The following is a 16,007-nucleotide window of genomic DNA, read 5'->3' as shown; positions in this document are numbered from 1 at the left end:
TATCAGCGGCTGCACCACGAGAGAGCAAATGTATGAAGACAATGCTAACCGCTGCATCCTGCTTTATATGGATAACAGCCCGGAGCAGGATATGAAGATCATGGACTATCAGCGTAAAATGAGTGCAGGGCTGATCGATCAGTATGCAGAAAAGAAAGTACGGGAGCAGCTTAAAAACGTACAACGCCTGTTAAAACCTGTCAGCGTTAAAAACCCTTACGCCCCTTACCTGCAATTGCCGGAAGCTGTTTTTAAGCCACGCCGCACCATGCTTTTATTGCTGTTATTCATCGAAACCATTACCTACTATCACCAGTATCAAAGAGAGTTGAAAACGGACGAGGACACCGGGGAGCAGTATATTGAAACCACCATCGAAGACATACAGGCCGCTTTTAGCTTACTGGAAACCACCTTGCTGAAAAAAAGCGACGAGTTAAACGATGCCTGCCGCTCATTCTTTGAAAAGCTGAAGACCTACCTGAAAGAAAAGGATACCGACACCTTTTATAGCAAGGAAGTACGGGCCGCATTCCGGCTAACCCCAAGCAGCATAGGCCGCTACCTGTATGAACTGGAACGCATGGGTTATATCAAAATAGCAAAAGGCAGCCGTTACAAAGGCTTTGAGTATAAAATACAGAGTTGGAACGACCTGGAGAACTTAGCGAACGATGCGCAAAGTATGGTGAAATCCATTCTTGAAAACATCCAGTTAGTAACCCGTATCCCACCGGTAACCCAAAGCCTTAATGGGTTACATAAAATGCAGAAAATCAGTGGGGAACGGCCAGTAACCCACGACTAAAGGAAAATGCAAGGGACACTTTATAATCCGCTCTATATCCGCCTCCAGGCAGGCTTTACGGGGTGGCTACGCATCCTCAACTTTGAACCCACCAGCCCGCGGGATATGCCCAAAATCCTGACCGAGTTCCTGATCTACCTGCAAGATAATAACTGCCATCGCCCGCACGACATACAACAGGAGCATTTGAAAAAATACATGGAACACCTGCACGAGCGGCCAAGCAAAACCGCAGCCGGTGCGATCAGCCTTAACTATATCCGTAAGCATTTACAGGTGATCCGCAAGTTCAGTCGTTACCTGACGGAGAGCGGACAGGAAAGCTTTACCGTAAAGCTGCGCATCAAGGGCAAAAGCACCAATGTGAAATGTATCCTTAGTCTTGCAGAGATCAGCAGCTTATACGAAACGGTCAAAGATGACACGTTAGGCTTGCGCGATAAAGCCATATTAGCCCTTTATTATGGCTGCGGATTGCGTAAAAACGAGGGGGCTAATATCAACACTCAGGATATTCTACTGGATAAAGAACTGGTTTACGTGCGCAAAGGCAAAGGCTACAAAGAGCGTTACGTGCCGCTGGCCGGAACGGCCAAATCCGATCTGGAAAACTATATGCTGTATGGCCGCCCGCTTTTGGCGACTGATAAAAAGGAGAATGCCTTGTTATTGAACGTAAACGGCACACGTTTAAGCGGCCATATGGCCTATGAACGGCTGCAAAAGCTAAAAGCCATAGCAAGAATAAAAAAGCCCGCAGGCTTGCATACGCTGCGCCACAGCATTGCCAGTCACTTGCTGCATTCAGGTATGGCTTTAGAACAGATCCAACGCTTTTTAGGGCATAGCAGCATGGAAAGCACACAGATCTATACCCACCTGAAGCATGAGCAACAAATATAAGTTTGCCCCGCCTATACAGGCCGCTTTGGACAGTTACCAAACCTATTTACAGCAGGAACATTACGCCAAAAACTATATCCTGCAAAACAGCAACTATGCGGGTATCTTCCTGGAATGGGTGGAAGAAGCAAGCCTTGCCGCTATACAGGTAACTCATGCGGATGTATTGGAGTTTGCCGACCAACTTAAACAGGATGGCTATACGATCCGGCTCATTAACCGGGTGATGGTGGCCGTAAGGTATTACTTTACATGGCTGCAATATACAGGGCAGGCCACACATAATCCTGCTGCCGGTATCATCCTGAAAGGTACGATCAGGCACGTTCCCCACGACCTGCTTGCCCAAACCGAACTGGAAGCACTTTACGAAAGTTACCCGATAACAGACGAACGTACCCACCGCAATAAGGTGATTGTCGGTTTAATGGTTTACCAGGCATTAACAAGGGACGAACTTCAAACGCTACGTTCCGAACATCTGAAACTAAGAGAAGGTAAAATCCATATCCCGCAAACGGGCAAGCTGAACAGCCGTATACTTAGCCTTGAACCGCATCAGATCTTAGACTTACAGGAATATGTACTCATCGTTCGCCCTAAAATATTGGCGGAACGCATGGCCGGACGTTACGGCAGGAAGCCGGATCAGTACAAGGCTGTAGAAGATATACACCGTCTTTTCATCAGTATGAACAGCGTAGACGATATGAAAAACAGCCTTTTGCACCTCAACTATGCTTTACGAAAGATCAATCCGAAGTATAAACACGTTACGCAGATCAGGCAAAGCGTGATAACGGAATGGCTGAAAGAAAAGAATCTGCGGACCGTGCAATATATGGCAGGCCACCGCTATATCAGCAGTACGGAACGTTACCAGACCAGCAATCTTGAAGACCTGAAAGACGCGCTTAACAAGCATCATCCGTTAAACCTTTCTTAAACATCAGGGGTTCAGGTTATCTTCTGTTAAGCAACCAAAAGCGGGAGAAGGCGGGGCTGTCAAGGGAACGTGGAATAAATGGCCTTGTGGGTGAATGCCTTGCGGGTTTATGCCGCGAAAGTCCCTTTACTGACCTGGCTTCGGAGGCTATCTTCGCTGTAACAGATGATCAACCAACCATAGCCACCCCTGCAAAAACCACCAACAAACGCCACCTTGCAAATGAAAAACTAACGCTTATCTTTACCCTAACGAACGTTCTTTATGGCACCGAAAAGGTGCAAAACGGAAAACAGCAACAAACTTGAAAACTTTGTGCTAACCAATACGATTATGGCGCAAGGTTTTATGATCCGGTCATTGGCAGGTGGACAAGTGTAGATCCTTCATCTGAAGAGGGTGATCAGGAAAGCCTTACACCGTATCAATATGGCTTAAATAATCCTGTAAGGTATGATGATCCGGATGGCAGATGCCCTACTTGTATAACCGGAGCTATTGGAGCACTTGGGGGGGGATTAATTGGAGGATTGATTGAAGGAGGCTCACAGCTATACCATAGTGGTAAAATCACAAGTTGGAAGGCTGTGGGAGGCGCAGCACTTCAAGGAGGTGCGGTAGGAGGAGCTATAGGGTTGACCGGTGGAGCTAGCTTGCTGGTTACGGCGAGTGCTACGGCCGGAGCAAACGTTGCAGGTGGTATTGCGAATAGAGCCATACAAGGTCAGAAAACATCTGTTAAGGACGTTGCTATTGATGCAGCTGTTGGGGCTGTTGCAGGTGTGGGGGCTAAACTGATTCCGAAAGCAATAGCTGCTGCTAAATCTAAGGTTCAATCAGCTGTTGGAGAAGCTGTAAAGGATGGTACCAATATAATTGGTCCAAGTTCAGAATATTTAGACGTTACCGGCAAGAACAGTATACCAAACTTCCAAACTAATGTTAATCCGGGTGAGTTTGGCAGTAATTTAGAACAATCAGGGTTCTCTAAAACTGTGAGTGGTGACGGCAAAGCAAGTGTTTTTGCCAAAGGCCAAATTAAATATTCCGTTCGGCAGAGTCCACAAAGGGCTGCTAGCGGCACCCCTGGTCCATCTGCGAGTTACAGTAATGGCTCAGAAAAGGAAATATTAAAAATTAGACTGAGGAAGTAACTGATGATAGCCTTTATTGATTCAGAACATGAGTATGTTCAAGCAACCATTTCATTAAGCAAGATTCTTAATAAAGAAATCGATATGGTTGACAACCCGTTTAATAAGGAGTTTACTATATATAAAGCCTTTGAGTTTGACAGAATATATGGTTCAAGGTTCTTTGATGGATTGAGTAAATTTCTAATGAAGATAAACAGTGCAGGGTTTACCTTTTATACTGTAATACCTAATCCCGCGGAGTACTTTTTTTCATGTTTCTTAAAATACAGTATAGGCAAGATACCGATAACCTCTTCGTTTAACGACTATTGGGACTTTCTAAATGCCAATCCAGGTAATCCAGCGGATGCGTTAATGGACAACTCTGAAACAATTGCCATGTACTCTAATGAACCGATGTGGGGCATCATAGGCTCTAAAGATCTTGAGATAGGAATCGTTGGATTCAGAAATAATGCTGCGAGTGATGAGTTTCTCAAATGTTTCGAAGATTATATGTTCGTCGATATAAAGTCAAGACTAGAAGAGTTAGATAATATGCTATCCTTACAACCTGACACAAAGCTTGTATACGAGCAAATATTAAAGAACTACACATAGGTTATAAGGCCAGTCATCGTACCGAGCTTTTCTATTTCTTAGGGTGTCTGATTAGAGCATCTACAACCTTTAATACATGCTCTTTATCGATGTCTGACAATGAAGTGATCTCCCGAATACGGTCAGTACTAGGATCGAGTTCAACATCACCTAAACCTGTAAGATAATCTCCGCCCTTGTTGATGTTAGGGGTGTTGGCCGTTGTTGTGTCTCATGACCAATAACGTGCGCATTGGGAAAACGGATTTATGATATGCCGGGGCGAATAGATGGCGAACGAGCATCCAATTAAAATTTTCAATCAGCTCATATCAATATATTGACAGATAGGCTGTCCCACATAGGTTCATGGGATAGCGTTAGTGGCACAAGTTTTAGTATGCATACGATGTTAACAGGAAAGCTACTATGGCTGGTAGCAGCGGCCGTAAGCTGGCTTATAATAAGTTAATTTGCCCTCTACAGTAAAGAACAATATCTTTATCAAACGGATAGTATCCGAGAAAGACACTGATTGCAGGGTAAATATGTATCTGCGGGGAACTCCGGCCGTTTTCCCATCCAGTTACGCACTCTTCGGTTACGCCGACTATTTCGGCAACGTCCTTTTGCAGCAGGCGCAGTTGCAGCCGCCTGCGCAAAATATGCTCGCCTAGCGTCCGCGGATTTTCAGCGATGTGCCTTTTGTACGGCATTTTCGCTACCTTGGTGAATGCAAGCGTATTTCGCACCACCATGCAACAGCAAACGAGCTGGTAGCATGAGTTTTAATGTATTCAGCCTGGTTTTCAAATACTGCTCTTCTTAGTAAACGTCGATTATTCTTATGATAAGCTAACATTTGTAGTTACAGCAAGGCAATTTGATTGAAAGTTGATCTATCACTCTTTCGATCTAGTTGTCCATAGTTATTGCCTTGGTGATTTTCGCACCTTTTTTAAATCACTCAATTAGCAATAAAGTTTTGAAGGAGGTAGATAATTTCACAAAATAAATTGCATATTCGAGTGCCAAAACTTATTGCAATGTCCTCAAAAGCCGTAAGAAACGAAATAAGTCAGGAAATGTGCAGGAAAAATTTAATGATGGCAAAATCATATATAGTGAAATAACAGGTTCACCTACTGTAATTAATAATCAACAAATATTACTTTATCACATGAAAAAAATCGTTCTAAGCGCCCTTGCGCTGACCCTAGCCTTTCCGTCCTTCGCACAATGGAGTACCGGAACAGGAAAAATCTACACTACGACTTCTACTGACAAGGTGGGCATAGGCACTTCCAGCCCCGATCATCCTCTCACTGTTGTAGGGCTTATAAAAAGCGACAATTTATATTCTAACGGCTCTACGACTTTTCTAGGTACTGCTGGTAACACAACCATGACGGGAGGAGCCAATACACTAGTTGGCACTGGAGCGGGAAGCTACCTCACTACGGGTGGTCTCAATACTGTGATCGGCTGGGGTGGGGGTAGAATGACAACCGGGAACCACAACATCGTTTTGGGCACTGTGAATACGAGTAACAGCAATCGATTCCCGGGCCAAGGACTTACAAGCGGCGAACATAATATCTTTATAGGCAACGGCAGCGGCTCTTGGCTTTCAACAGGCCAAGGCAATATTGCTGTCGGTAGTGGATCCATGACCGGCGGCAATGGTAGTTATAACACCATATTGGGCCACAACGCGGGAATAAACGGGGTTTCAGGTAATAACAACGTTTATATTGGTCAGTATGCGGGCTCTACCGGATCCAGCACGAGCAATAACGTTTTCATTGGCGGTGAGGCAGGAGCGTTCAATTCTACGGGCAACAGTCTTACCTATTTGGGTTATCGCGCAGGTTACTCGAGCACTGACGGACTGACCAATGCAACGGCGATCGGCTACAATGCGCAGACAACCGCATCAAACACTGTTATCCTTGGTAACGGTGCCAATGTGGGAATTGGGACGACAGCTCCAACCGTTAAATTGACCATACAAGGAACAGCAAGCGCAAGCACACCGGCGGCCGTTTGGACCGATGCAAGCATTGGACAGGCCACTTTTGGCGATGGCGAAGGCAAGTCCATTATGAATGCTATTGCATCATCCGATGCATCGGTAAGGCCGGTGATGTTCGGAAGGCGTTCCAGGGGAACACTTGCGGCTCCCACTGCTGTCCAAACTGGTGACCACATAGCGTCTTTGCTCTCTTCTTCTTATGACGGCACCGGGTTCCAAAACGCAGGAGCTGTTACTTTCGTTGCCGAAAGCACTCCGTCGTCGGGGGCTGCACCAACCCGAATAGATTTGATAACAGGCTCCAATGCTGGTAACAGAACAGCAAGGCTCACCGTTGGTTCTACCGGCCTTGTCGGTATTGGAACAATAAATCCTATTTCACCATTAAGTATTGCAAGCACGAACTCTTCCTTCGGCATGATTCGATTAACCCAAAACAACACAAATGGCGAAGCATCTATAGGATTTCGAGATGGATCTGACAGTGACGCCCAAAGTTGGGTAATTGGTAAAAATGTGAATTCGTCCACATCCGACGACTTTAGATGGTTTTATGGCGGCACAAAAATGATGCTGACAACTTCAGGCGATTTAGGAATAGGTACAACCACAATTCCAACCGGATACAAATTTGCGGTTAACGGCGCCGCCATAGCCACATCCGTGAAAGTGCAATTATATACCAGTTGGCCAGACTTTGTATTTAAAAAAGATTATCAATTGCCAACGCTTGCAGAGGTAAAAACCTACATCGACAAGAACCAACATTTGCCTGACATGCCATCGGCTGATGAAGTGCATAACAATGGTCTTGATCTGGGCGAAACAAACAGATTACTAACCAAGAAAGTTGAAGAACTTACCTTGTATTTAATACAACAAGAAGGGCGTATTAAAGCACTAGAAATGAAGATTGATAAAACAACTGCTGCTAAAAAGCACAAGAACAATGTTCTATAATGCCTTGTATACAGTGTAAGTAGATGTGGATAATAAGCTAAATTGCGTATTCGACACGAACAGCTTTGCTGATGAAAGCAAATTGGTTTACAATCAGGCTATCCCTGGGCTGCAGTTCACGTATACATTTCCTAAAGATCAAACGTTTCAATGGCGGGTACGGGCCGAGAATGACACGACTAAAGCAGACTGGTCGGCGATTAATGCCATGCTGTATTACCATACGCCTCCGGGACCGGTAAGTATTACAGCGCCCACTAACAACCAACAGGTAAGTACGCCGGCTTCTTTGAAATGGGGCACTACTGCTACGGCAGCAAAATACAAACTATACGTTTTTAAAAGCGACTCCTCCACAGTTTACAACAATACCTTTCCGACGGTTACCACATCAACCACCTATAGTTTTAATGCCGGCACGTTGGGCGAGCGTATTGTTTGGAAAGTAGCGGCTGTTGACGCGGCCGGTAATGCGGGACAGGCAACTGCCTTACGAAGTTTTGTTTTAAGATAAGTGCGACATGAGGAACAGAAGTTTACTTACGTTTCAGCTACAACTATTACAACCATTTAGGCCAACTTATGGCCAGTATCGCCCCCAACGGCGTAAAACTGCTGATTGATTATCCCAATAATTATAGTTCAGGAAACGCCATTCCCTTCGCAACCACATTTGAGTACGATCTTCAGGGCCGAGTGATAGCATCGACATCCACCGACGGAGGCCGGTCAGAATTCATTTACCGCAGGGACGGCAGCCTTAGGTTTTCGCAGAATGCGGCGCAGCAATCCGGCCAATGCAGGTGCAGGAAAGGTGGAGAAATTTTCCTACACCAATTACGACGCAATAGGAAGACTAATAGAGTCGGGTGAGTATGCTGTCAGCACTGCCGTGTTTATCATCAAGCGCGTCGTTTTAGTAACTTAGGGGAAACCTAAGCGCTGAACCAAAGTGCCGTGTATCAATAAAATTGTTTCCCCTAACTGCGCGGATTTTCGTAGAGATCCTGTCAAATACGGCAAGATTGCCGATAGGCGGTGATATCGGTGCAAGAACCGCAAACGGATGTTCATGGGACGAAGTATTTTGAAAATGTTTTGCATTATCAGAAAATGTTTTTAGATTAGGTCATCTGTATAATTAGGGCTAATACCATATCGCGATAGAGAAGACCGTGTCTTTGCTGCCAATCCGCGCAGCATGATAGGGAGGCTACTGCCGTTTAGAAATCGCCCCTTAGTTACTGTTTGCTGATTAACTTTATCATATCACAATGAAAAAAACTGCCCTTAGCCTGATAGCGCTTTTTGCCGCGCTGCAACTTTCCTACGCCCAATGGTCGCCCTCGGGAAGCAATATTTATTTTAATTCAGGTAACGTCGGTATCGGTACGACAACTCCGGCATATAAATTAGACGTTTCTGGCTCTATTTCCGGAGCATCTCTTAATATTACGGGTACAACTTATCCGATAATATCAGTCACTCATTCTAATGACAACGCGGTCTTCCTTAACAGAACAGCAGCTGTCTTTAATGGGTTTGGATTTCAAAACAGCGGTTCTGAGAAATGGTTTATCGGGCAAAAAGGCAGCTCGGAAAGCTTAGTTTTCAGAAACAATTCCTTGAACGAGGTTCTTACCTTGGAAAATTCAGCGCCGGCAAACTCGCTGTATGTTAACAGCGCCGGCAATATCGGTATCGGCACTACCGCTCCGGACTTCCCCCTCACTGTGGTCGGCAGCATTAAAAGCAGGAACCTTATTTCAAACGGCAACACCACCCGGGTGGGAGAGGCGGCGGGCAATAACACCATGACCGGAGGTGGCAACACCCTTTTAGGTAACGGTCCGGGAAGCGCGCTCACCACAGGCGCCGTAAACACCGTTATTGGCTGGTATGCTGCAGGCGCAATGACCACCGGCCATAGCAACATCATTCTGGGAACGGTCAATGTTAATAACTCTAACAGGTTTACCGCCCAGGCGCTAACCAGCGGATCCAACAATTTATTTATGGGAATGGGTGCAGGCAGTTATGTGTCAACAGGAGAGTATAATATTGCCATTGGTAACGGCGCTATGACTTTAGGCAACGGAAGTTTTAATACGATTGTTGGTATTAATGCGGGTTTTAGTAATGCTACAGGAGCTAATAACGCTTATTTCGGAAAGGAGGCGGGGTCGGTGAATACCACGGGATACGAGAATACCATGATAGGCAACATGTCGGGGATGAGCAACACCTCCGGCCATGGACTGACCTTTGTTGGCTATAACGCGGGCTCTTCGAGCGCCGATGGCCTGACTAACGCCACGGCCATAGGCCATAACGCACAGGTCACTACCTCCAACACCCTTATCCTGGGCAACGGGGCCAACGTTGGCATCGGCACCTCCAGCCCAGACGAGAAGCTAACCGTTAACGGAACAATCCATTCCAGGGCAGTAAGGGTAGATTTGAGCATTCCCGCCCCAGACTACGTTTTCGAACCCGGCTATAAATTAATCTCCCTAGAGAACCTTAAAGCGTACCTGGACAAAAACCACCACCTGCCGGAGATTCCGGCGGCTGCTCAGCTGGAAAAGGAAGGGATCGATCTGAGCGACATGAATATGAGGCTGCTGAAAAAGGTGGAGGAACTTACGCTGTACTTGATAGACCAGAAAGCGACTAACGACAAGCAACAAAAAGAGCTTGAATCATTAAAGAAACAGATACAAAGGAAAAAAGGCAAATAAGCACTTCCTATTATCGCAATAAAACGACACGCATCGATGTTGAAGCTGCAACTGGCTAGCCAATCAACTGTAACAAACGCCAGTAACTGCAGGGCGTAAGCCCTACCGCTAGATTACGCCGCCTCGGCTGCGGCGCTAACCTATCTAACCGGTTTGATAAACTACAAACACGTTGTTCGCGTATAATACTTTTGATGTAAGAACCACACAGTTAAAAAAAATGGGCGAAGGGATAAATTAAATTTAGCAAATAACGAAATAATGGCCCAACAAAGATATGAAGCGACTTTCAAGAAACACTTGCCAGCAAAATTTATTAACTAAAAAGTAATATGCTTTTAAGGATATGCCGATTTTCAGGGCAGCTTATGTAAGACATTTTAGCCAACCTGGTGATGAAAGAGTATTTCGCACAATCATCCAATGGCAGCAGAAAATTAGCATAAAACGCAAGGTGTCAATTTCAGGAGTAAGTAATCTGCATATGCTCTTGCGCATTCCAACCAAAACGCTAAATTAGCGTGAATGAAAATCAAACCGTCGTCTTATTCAATATACCTCGCTCTGTGCATCACACTGCTTTTTTCAGCCTGCAAGGCCATCATAGAGCCGTCGATCAGCGACCGCAAGGTTGTTCCGCTGGCGCCGGGTTATTTGACCAAGAGCGCGAGCTATGCGGTAACCTTTTGGTGGGAGCCTGTCGAGGACGCGCTAAGCTATAACTTGCATGTGGTAGGGCCTTCTTTTAGCAGTATAGGGACACTTGTCGCGGATACGGTTGTCACATCGAACAAGTTTACACTGAATTTGAAGCCGGGCGATTATCAGTGGAGGGTGAGCGCTATGAACGGAAGTTCACAAACAGCGTTTAGCCGCCCATGGAGTTTCACGGTACTGCTGTCATCCATTAAGGGGCAATCGGTGCAGCTGAAGTCACCGCCCAATAATTATCTTACCAACCAGAACACTGTCAACTTGGAGTGGAGCAGCTTGTCGGGGGCCACCAAATACACATTGCAAATTGACACTAACAGCTTTGCCGACGAGAGCAAGCTGGTATACAACCAGGCCATTCCCGCGCAGCAGTTCACCTTCACTTTCCCGAAGGACCAAGCTTACCAATGGCGGGTAAGGGCGGAAAACGACACTGCCAAGGCGGACTGGTCGGCCATAAACGTGATGCTCCATGACCATGCCCCCCCTGCTCCTGTGAATATTGTGGCTCCCACCAACAACCAAGTGGTTAGTTCGCCGGTTTCATTGCAATGGAGCGCGGTTGCCGCGGCGGCGAAATACAAACTCTATGCTTTTAAGAGCGATTCTGCTACGGTCTATAACAATACTTTCCCGGCAGAGTTGAACGGTACCAATTACAATTTTAGCGTAGGAACAATAGGAGAACGCGTCATCTGGAAAGTAGCGGCGGTTGACGCTGCCGGAAATGAAGGCCAGGCGACTGCGGTACGGAGCTTTGTTTTAAGATAAGTGCTGCATGAAAAATAAAAAGTTTACTTACCTTCTGGGTTTGCTGGTTCTATTCGTTTGGGGCATTATTATTTACCGGATTTTTGACACGGTTGCCGGCGGTGAAGGTGATTTTACACCCGTTCAACACGTGGGGGAACAGAAGAATTCTAACGATTACAGCGTACCGGCCGACACAACCCGTTTGTTATTAAACTATAAAGACCCCTTCAAGCTGACAAAGCAGCCCGATACCGCAGTTAAGCGTATTACGCAAACTGTGGAGGTCAAGCCATCAATTCCAAAGCCGCCCTTTAGCTGGAATTTTGTAAGGTACTCGGGATACACGCGCAGCAGCGGCTCGAAGAAGCTGCTCGCGGTAATGAGCATAAACGGACAGCCCGCGATTCTACAGGAAGGCGAAATGGTGGCCGACATCAAACTGATCAAGAACTATCAGGACTCGGTAAAGGTGACTTTCAAAGGAAGAACGGGTTACATAAGGATGCAACAGTGAAATTATGAGAAAACTACTGACGTTGTTATTTCTGTTTGCTTTCGGGACAGCGAACGCTCAAAAAATTCCGGACTATGGGTTCAATAAAATAAGAATCGCAATGGCCGACAAAGTCGTACAGGCCGACCTTATGCCCCTGAAATCTGATCCGGCGGTAAAAACCGACAAACTGTATTATTGGAGCGGCGGCAATGACATACACGCCACCCAGGGCGGATTCAGCGGCAAGGTGCTTAATGGCAATTATACCGAGTATTACCTGAATAAGAATTTAAAAGTGCAGGGCCAGTTTATGGGAGGTTTGAAGGATGGCATTTGGAAAGCATGGAATGAAAATGGGATGCTTACGGAACTTTACAGTTGGGACGACGGCGAACGGTCCGGAAAGTTTGAGATGTTTGGCAACGACGGGAAATTAAAACAGGCCGGATACTACAAAGACGATTTATTGCACGGTGACTTCACAACGTATGCCGCCGACGGCAAAGCGGAAACCGTTTATTACAGCAATGGTAAGGTAACGAAGAAGCCATCATTTTTGGGCAAGATCAACGTTTTAAAGCGGCTGGGAAAAGACAGTATAGGCGCAGTCCAACCAACGCAACCTAAGCAATAGTTGGTATGGTAAGATCGTCTGCATTATATCTCGTTATTGTGATCACCCTCGTAATTGGCATTATCTGTTCCTCGCTGATCGTCGTGGCGTACTTCTACCGCGAGCAATATGAGCGGGCATTTAGTTATGATGCGCTGCAAAACAACCTGAACTCGGGCATCAATATACTGATAGCCGACCGGGAAAACACCTACGAAGGAGGCAAAAAGATCAGCCTGTTTGGCGAAGACGTGGACTCGGTTGAACTTAGTACTACGGCATGGGGCATTTATGATATCGGCATGGTGCGGGCGTTTGCCCATCGCGACACGCTGTCGAAAGTTTTCAGTATGGCGCATACTATTGACTCCGCGAAGTGGGCAGCATTGTATTTGCCTGACGAGGATCGCCCGGTATCGGTAAGCGGAAAAACAATGATAAAAGGAAACGTATTTCTGCCTAAGTCAGGCGTGCGGCAGGCCTATGTGGACAGCAAGGCATATGAGGGAGACAAGCGCCTGGTCGTCGGTAAGACATTTGACAGCCAAAAAAGCCTGCCCCTTCTAAACCCGGACAGAATAAGCATACTCGACCAATCCTTTAGAGTGGCCGGTCCAATGAATGGTTTCATTTCAGGTGATTCTTTATTCCGGTCTTTTTTTGAACCCGTCAAAATCGTTTCAATGGGCAAAAAGACACTGTCGCTCGACAGGATTAATCTGCGCGGAAACATCTTAATTGTGTCGGACACAAGCATAACCATAGAAAGCAATGCGCAACTTGAGCAGGTAATGATCTTTGCCCCCAATATAAAGGTAAAAAAGGGCTTTGAGGGAGCTTGTCAGCTATTTGCGACCGATTCCATCATCGTGGAACCGGACTGCACATTTAATTACCCCTCGGCTTTAGGCATATTAAGGTTCAAGACTACGCAAAATTCAGCGCCGGCAATTATAACTATTGGAGCAAACGTGAGCTTCTCGGGCTGTATTTTCGCGTACGAAAAAAGTACCGAAAGAAGTAAGCAGCCGCTGATCAATCTTGGAAAGCAAGCGAATATTTCGGGGCAAATATATAGCCCGGGCCTGTTGGGACTGAACGATGGGGTAGTTGTCAACGGCAGCATATTCACAGGGCGATTTTTATACAAAAGTGGGTTTACGACTTTTGAGAACTATATTATCAACACTACTGTTAATGCGGAAGGGTTGTCGCCCTATTATTTAAGCAGTGAAATAATGCCCGTAGCCGGGCGCAAAAGAAAGGTATTGCAATGGCTGGAATCCAGGTAATCATAAAGCTCCGCTTACGCGCGTCAAGCCTGTTGGAAGTAATTGTCTCCATGGTGATCATCGTGGTGGTATTTGGCCTCGCTATGATGATGATCGTTAATATTACACGAGGATCGCTGTCCACAAAAAAAATACGCGCCCACGCTATATTAAAAAGTATGTTCATGAATGGAGATGGTCAAAAAGAATGGATCAGCAAAACGGCAATCATTGATAGTGTTACAGTTGAACAGGATGTAAAGCCTTATAATACCGGTTTGCTGGAGGTCCATTTAACGGCGTATGATACGAACAACGAAAAAATGGCCGAATTGCGTAAAATAGTAATTGATAACAATGAATAAACGTGTGCAAGCCTTTACGATTATGGAAGTGACTGTAGCCATGCTATTGGCGGCTATCGTCATCGCTATAACCTATACAGTCTACACTATTATTATACGATCCTACACCTCATACAATGTGAAAAACAGCAACATGGCGGTTTTGATAAGCCTTGATGAGTTGCTTCGGAAGGATTTTGAAAAAGCGGAAAATATAAATAAAACAGAAAGGGGATTGTCCTGCACCAACAAAGATAAAGTTACAACTTACGAATTCAACCCCAACGCAGTCATCAGAACTTCGGGAACAACTGATACTTTTAAAGTGAAAGTGCAGGCCATAAGCATTTTGTTTGAACATGCACCCGTTAGCGAATCGGCAACAAATGACGAGGGCACCCGCGTAGATGAAATGCAGGCGGATCTATTTTTCGACGGAACGAAGATCACTAACGGTTACCACAAACAGTACAGTTCCCAAAACCTCATACAAAGGAAGAGCTATGCCATCAATTGATCTGAACAGTTACCCGAAACGAAAAAAGCCGGCTGCGGTTTCCGGCAAAACGGAAAGCAAGCAAGATATTTCGTCGTTTTTGAACCGGGAGATCAGTTTCGGCAGCAAGGAGCTTCCGGACAAAAAGAAAGAATACCTGTATATGGAGCTGAGCTCGCTGCTTCAGGCGGGCATCAATTTGAAAAGCAGCCTGGAACTGGTTGCAGCCGATCAACAAAAACCGCAGGACAAGGATCTGTTCAGGCAGATACAGGAGGCTGTTTTAAAGGGAACGGCCCTATCAAACGCTTTGCAACAGACGGGCAAGTTTTCCCTTTATGAGGTGTACAGTCTTCAGATCGGGGAAGAAACCGGAAAGATTATCGAAGTGCTGGCCGATCTGGCCAAATACTATCAAAGCAAGATCAGGCAGCGGCGTAAGATCGTTTCAGCACTAACTTACCCCTGCATCGTCATGGCTACTTCTTTAGGTGCGGTCTTTTTCATGTTGAAGTTCGTGGTGCCGATGTTCGGAGACGTATTCAAGCGGTTTGGGGGCGAACTGCCCTGGATTACCGCGAAAATTCTCGACATGTCGCAGGCGCTGGAAAACAGCTTTTCATACATTGTCTTAATTTTTGGAGCGATTACGGTATTTATTGCTGAGTCCCGGAACAAGCAATGGTTCAGGTGCCGCGCTTCGGCAGTCATCCTGAAAGTACCGATTGTCGGTTCGCTGGTACAGAAAATATACCTTGCCCGGTTTGCCAATGTTATGCGCTTGCTGATCAATGCCAGGCTGCCTTTGCTTCGCGCCATTGCCTTGATCCGGCAAATGATCTCCTATTACCCCGTTGAGGCATCCCTACTCAAAATAGAGCAGGAGATCATGAACGGAAAATCACTGCACCAGAGCATGCAGCAGTTCGACATTTATCCCTCCAAGATGATCCAGCTGATAAAGGTGGGGGAGGAAACCAACCAGTTGGATCACTTCTTCGGCAAGATATCAGAGCAGTACGTGGAAGAAGTTGAGTTTAAGACAGCGGCTCTTAGCAGCCTCATGGAGCCCCTGATCATAGTTTTCCTGGGTCTTATGGTGGGCGTTATACTTGTCGCGATGTACTTGCCGCTTTTCCAGATGAGCAATTCGTTTCAATAAGCAATAGTTAAAAAAATTAACAGAAAACG

The 16,007-nt window shown here is 45.9% G+C and carries 18 protein-coding genes and 1 pseudogene; 18 read left to right on the top strand and 1 reads right to left on the bottom strand.

The window, feature by feature from the left end; translation table 11 throughout:
• The first annotated feature begins 28 nt into the window (after window positions 1-28).
• The 7 genes and pseudogenes from ACVW2L_RS17820 to ACVW2L_RS17790 all read left to right on the top strand — a co-directional run bounded on the left by ACVW2L_RS17820 (window position 29) and on the right by ACVW2L_RS17790 (window position 4,414).
• Window positions 29-808 carry a hypothetical protein gene (locus ACVW2L_RS17820; RefSeq protein ID WP_457129305.1) on the top strand — a complete coding sequence of 260 codons (780 nt, stop codon included), beginning with the start codon at window positions 29-31 and terminating at the stop codon, window positions 806-808.
• Window positions 809-814: 6 nt separating this feature from the next.
• Entirely contained in the window at window positions 815-1,711 is an 897-nt protein-coding gene (locus ACVW2L_RS17815) for a tyrosine-type recombinase/integrase (RefSeq protein ID WP_457129304.1), read from the top strand.
• Window positions 1,695-2,657 (top strand): tyrosine-type recombinase/integrase, encoded by a 963-nt coding sequence (locus ACVW2L_RS17810; RefSeq protein ID WP_457129303.1) that lies wholly within the window; start codon window positions 1,695-1,697, stop codon window positions 2,655-2,657. Before ACVW2L_RS17815 ends, ACVW2L_RS17810 begins: the two co-directional genes overlap by 17 nt.
• 86 nt (window positions 2,658-2,743) lie before the next feature.
• The gene (locus ACVW2L_RS17805) at window positions 2,744-2,965 is read left to right on the top strand and encodes a hypothetical protein (RefSeq protein WP_457129302.1); all 222 of its coding nucleotides are present in this window, start codon (window positions 2,744-2,746) and stop codon (window positions 2,963-2,965) included.
• A gap of 27 nt (window positions 2,966-2,992) precedes the next feature.
• Window positions 2,993-3,115, top strand: a pseudogene (locus tag ACVW2L_RS17800) (RHS repeat-associated core domain-containing protein); the annotation flags it as partial.
• A 129-nt stretch (window positions 3,116-3,244) separates the two neighbouring features.
• On the top strand, window positions 3,245-3,811 hold the full coding sequence (locus tag ACVW2L_RS17795) for a hypothetical protein (protein WP_457129301.1): 567 nt from the start codon (window positions 3,245-3,247) through the stop codon (window positions 3,809-3,811).
• Window positions 3,812-3,814: 3 nt separating this feature from the next.
• The gene (locus ACVW2L_RS17790) at window positions 3,815-4,414 is read left to right on the top strand and encodes a hypothetical protein (protein WP_457129300.1); all 600 of its coding nucleotides are present in this window, start codon (window positions 3,815-3,817) and stop codon (window positions 4,412-4,414) included.
• A 437-nt stretch (window positions 4,415-4,851) separates the two neighbouring features.
• On the opposite strand, the gene ACVW2L_RS17785 is transcribed toward ACVW2L_RS17790, so the two are convergent.
• The gene (locus ACVW2L_RS17785; RefSeq protein WP_457129299.1) at window positions 4,852-5,109 is read right to left on the bottom strand and encodes a helix-turn-helix domain-containing protein; all 258 of its coding nucleotides are present in this window, start codon (window positions 5,107-5,109) and stop codon (window positions 4,852-4,854) included.
• Between the two features lie 464 nt (window positions 5,110-5,573).
• Here ACVW2L_RS17785 and ACVW2L_RS17780 point away from each other — a divergent pair, with 464 nt between their 5' ends.
• The 11 genes from ACVW2L_RS17780 to ACVW2L_RS17730 all read left to right on the top strand — a co-directional run bounded on the left by ACVW2L_RS17780 (window position 5,574) and on the right by ACVW2L_RS17730 (window position 15,978).
• Window positions 5,574-7,388: a hypothetical protein gene (locus ACVW2L_RS17780; RefSeq protein ID WP_457129298.1), complete on the top strand. Its 1,815-nt coding sequence runs from the start codon at window positions 5,574-5,576 to the stop codon at window positions 7,386-7,388.
• Window positions 7,389-7,413: 25 nt separating this feature from the next.
• On the top strand, window positions 7,414-7,902 hold the full coding sequence (locus ACVW2L_RS17775) for a hypothetical protein (RefSeq protein ID WP_457129297.1): 489 nt from the start codon (window positions 7,414-7,416) through the stop codon (window positions 7,900-7,902).
• A gap of 68 nt (window positions 7,903-7,970) precedes the next feature.
• The gene (locus ACVW2L_RS17770) at window positions 7,971-8,261 is read left to right on the top strand and encodes a hypothetical protein (protein WP_457129296.1); all 291 of its coding nucleotides are present in this window, start codon (window positions 7,971-7,973) and stop codon (window positions 8,259-8,261) included.
• A gap of 401 nt (window positions 8,262-8,662) precedes the next feature.
• The gene (locus tag ACVW2L_RS17765; protein WP_457129295.1) at window positions 8,663-10,129 is read left to right on the top strand and encodes a hypothetical protein; all 1,467 of its coding nucleotides are present in this window, start codon (window positions 8,663-8,665) and stop codon (window positions 10,127-10,129) included.
• 525 nt (window positions 10,130-10,654) lie between these two features.
• Entirely contained in the window at window positions 10,655-11,614 is a 960-nt protein-coding gene (locus tag ACVW2L_RS17760; RefSeq protein WP_457129294.1) for a hypothetical protein, read from the top strand.
• Between the two features lie 7 nt (window positions 11,615-11,621).
• Window positions 11,622-12,110, top strand: coding sequence for a hypothetical protein (locus tag ACVW2L_RS17755; protein ID WP_457129293.1), 489 nt, complete (start codon window positions 11,622-11,624; stop codon window positions 12,108-12,110).
• A 100-nt stretch (window positions 12,111-12,210) separates the two neighbouring features.
• Entirely contained in the window at window positions 12,211-12,726 is a 516-nt protein-coding gene (locus tag ACVW2L_RS17750) for a toxin-antitoxin system YwqK family antitoxin (RefSeq protein ID WP_457129292.1), read from the top strand.
• Between the two features lie 5 nt (window positions 12,727-12,731).
• The gene (locus ACVW2L_RS17745; protein ID WP_457129291.1) at window positions 12,732-13,997 is read left to right on the top strand and encodes a hypothetical protein; all 1,266 of its coding nucleotides are present in this window, start codon (window positions 12,732-12,734) and stop codon (window positions 13,995-13,997) included.
• Window positions 13,979-14,341, top strand: a complete 363-nt coding sequence (locus tag ACVW2L_RS17740) for a hypothetical protein (protein WP_457129290.1) — start codon at window positions 13,979-13,981, stop codon at window positions 14,339-14,341. Before ACVW2L_RS17745 ends, ACVW2L_RS17740 begins: the two co-directional genes overlap by 19 nt.
• Window positions 14,334-14,837, top strand: a complete 504-nt coding sequence (locus ACVW2L_RS17735; RefSeq protein ID WP_457129289.1) for a PulJ/GspJ family protein — start codon at window positions 14,334-14,336, stop codon at window positions 14,835-14,837. Before ACVW2L_RS17740 ends, ACVW2L_RS17735 begins: the two co-directional genes overlap by 8 nt.
• Window positions 14,824-15,978, top strand: coding sequence for a type II secretion system F family protein (locus ACVW2L_RS17730; protein WP_457129288.1), 1,155 nt, complete (start codon window positions 14,824-14,826; stop codon window positions 15,976-15,978). Before ACVW2L_RS17735 ends, ACVW2L_RS17730 begins: the two co-directional genes overlap by 14 nt.
• Window positions 15,979-16,007: the final 29 nt, after the last annotated feature.

This window comes from Mucilaginibacter sp. HD30, assembly GCF_054061755.1.
Note: the sequence above shows the minus strand (reverse complement) of the source record. Positions and strands in the feature narration are given on the sequence as shown.

Bases quoted from the DNA above. Each gene is read 5' to 3' on its own strand.
- ACVW2L_RS17820 (WP_457129305.1), top strand. From the start codon at position 29: ATGTATGAAGACAATGCTAACCGCTGCATCCTGCTTTATATGGATAAC.
- ACVW2L_RS17815 (WP_457129304.1), top strand. From the start codon at position 815: ATGCAAGGGACACTTTATAATCCGCTCTATATCCGCCTCCAGGCAGGC.
- ACVW2L_RS17810 (WP_457129303.1), top strand. From the start codon at position 1,695: ATGAGCAACAAATATAAGTTTGCCCCGCCTATACAGGCCGCTTTGGAC.
- ACVW2L_RS17790 (WP_457129300.1), top strand. From the start codon at position 3,815: ATGATAGCCTTTATTGATTCAGAACATGAGTATGTTCAAGCAACCATT.
- ACVW2L_RS17785 (WP_457129299.1), bottom strand. From the start codon at position 5,109: ATGCCGTACAAAAGGCACATCGCTGAAAATCCGCGGACGCTAGGCGAG.
- ACVW2L_RS17780 (WP_457129298.1), top strand. From the start codon at position 5,574: ATGAAAAAAATCGTTCTAAGCGCCCTTGCGCTGACCCTAGCCTTTCCG.
- ACVW2L_RS17770 (WP_457129296.1), top strand. From the start codon at position 7,971: ATGGCCAGTATCGCCCCCAACGGCGTAAAACTGCTGATTGATTATCCC.
- ACVW2L_RS17765 (WP_457129295.1), top strand. From the start codon at position 8,663: ATGAAAAAAACTGCCCTTAGCCTGATAGCGCTTTTTGCCGCGCTGCAA.
- ACVW2L_RS17760 (WP_457129294.1), top strand. From the start codon at position 10,655: ATGAAAATCAAACCGTCGTCTTATTCAATATACCTCGCTCTGTGCATC.
- ACVW2L_RS17755 (WP_457129293.1), top strand. From the start codon at position 11,622: ATGAAAAATAAAAAGTTTACTTACCTTCTGGGTTTGCTGGTTCTATTC.
- ACVW2L_RS17750 (WP_457129292.1), top strand. From the start codon at position 12,211: ATGGCCGACAAAGTCGTACAGGCCGACCTTATGCCCCTGAAATCTGAT.
- ACVW2L_RS17745 (WP_457129291.1), top strand. From the start codon at position 12,732: ATGGTAAGATCGTCTGCATTATATCTCGTTATTGTGATCACCCTCGTA.
- ACVW2L_RS17740 (WP_457129290.1), top strand. From the start codon at position 13,979: ATGGCTGGAATCCAGGTAATCATAAAGCTCCGCTTACGCGCGTCAAGC.
- ACVW2L_RS17735 (WP_457129289.1), top strand. From the start codon at position 14,334: ATGAATAAACGTGTGCAAGCCTTTACGATTATGGAAGTGACTGTAGCC.
- ACVW2L_RS17730 (WP_457129288.1), top strand. From the start codon at position 14,824: ATGCCATCAATTGATCTGAACAGTTACCCGAAACGAAAAAAGCCGGCT.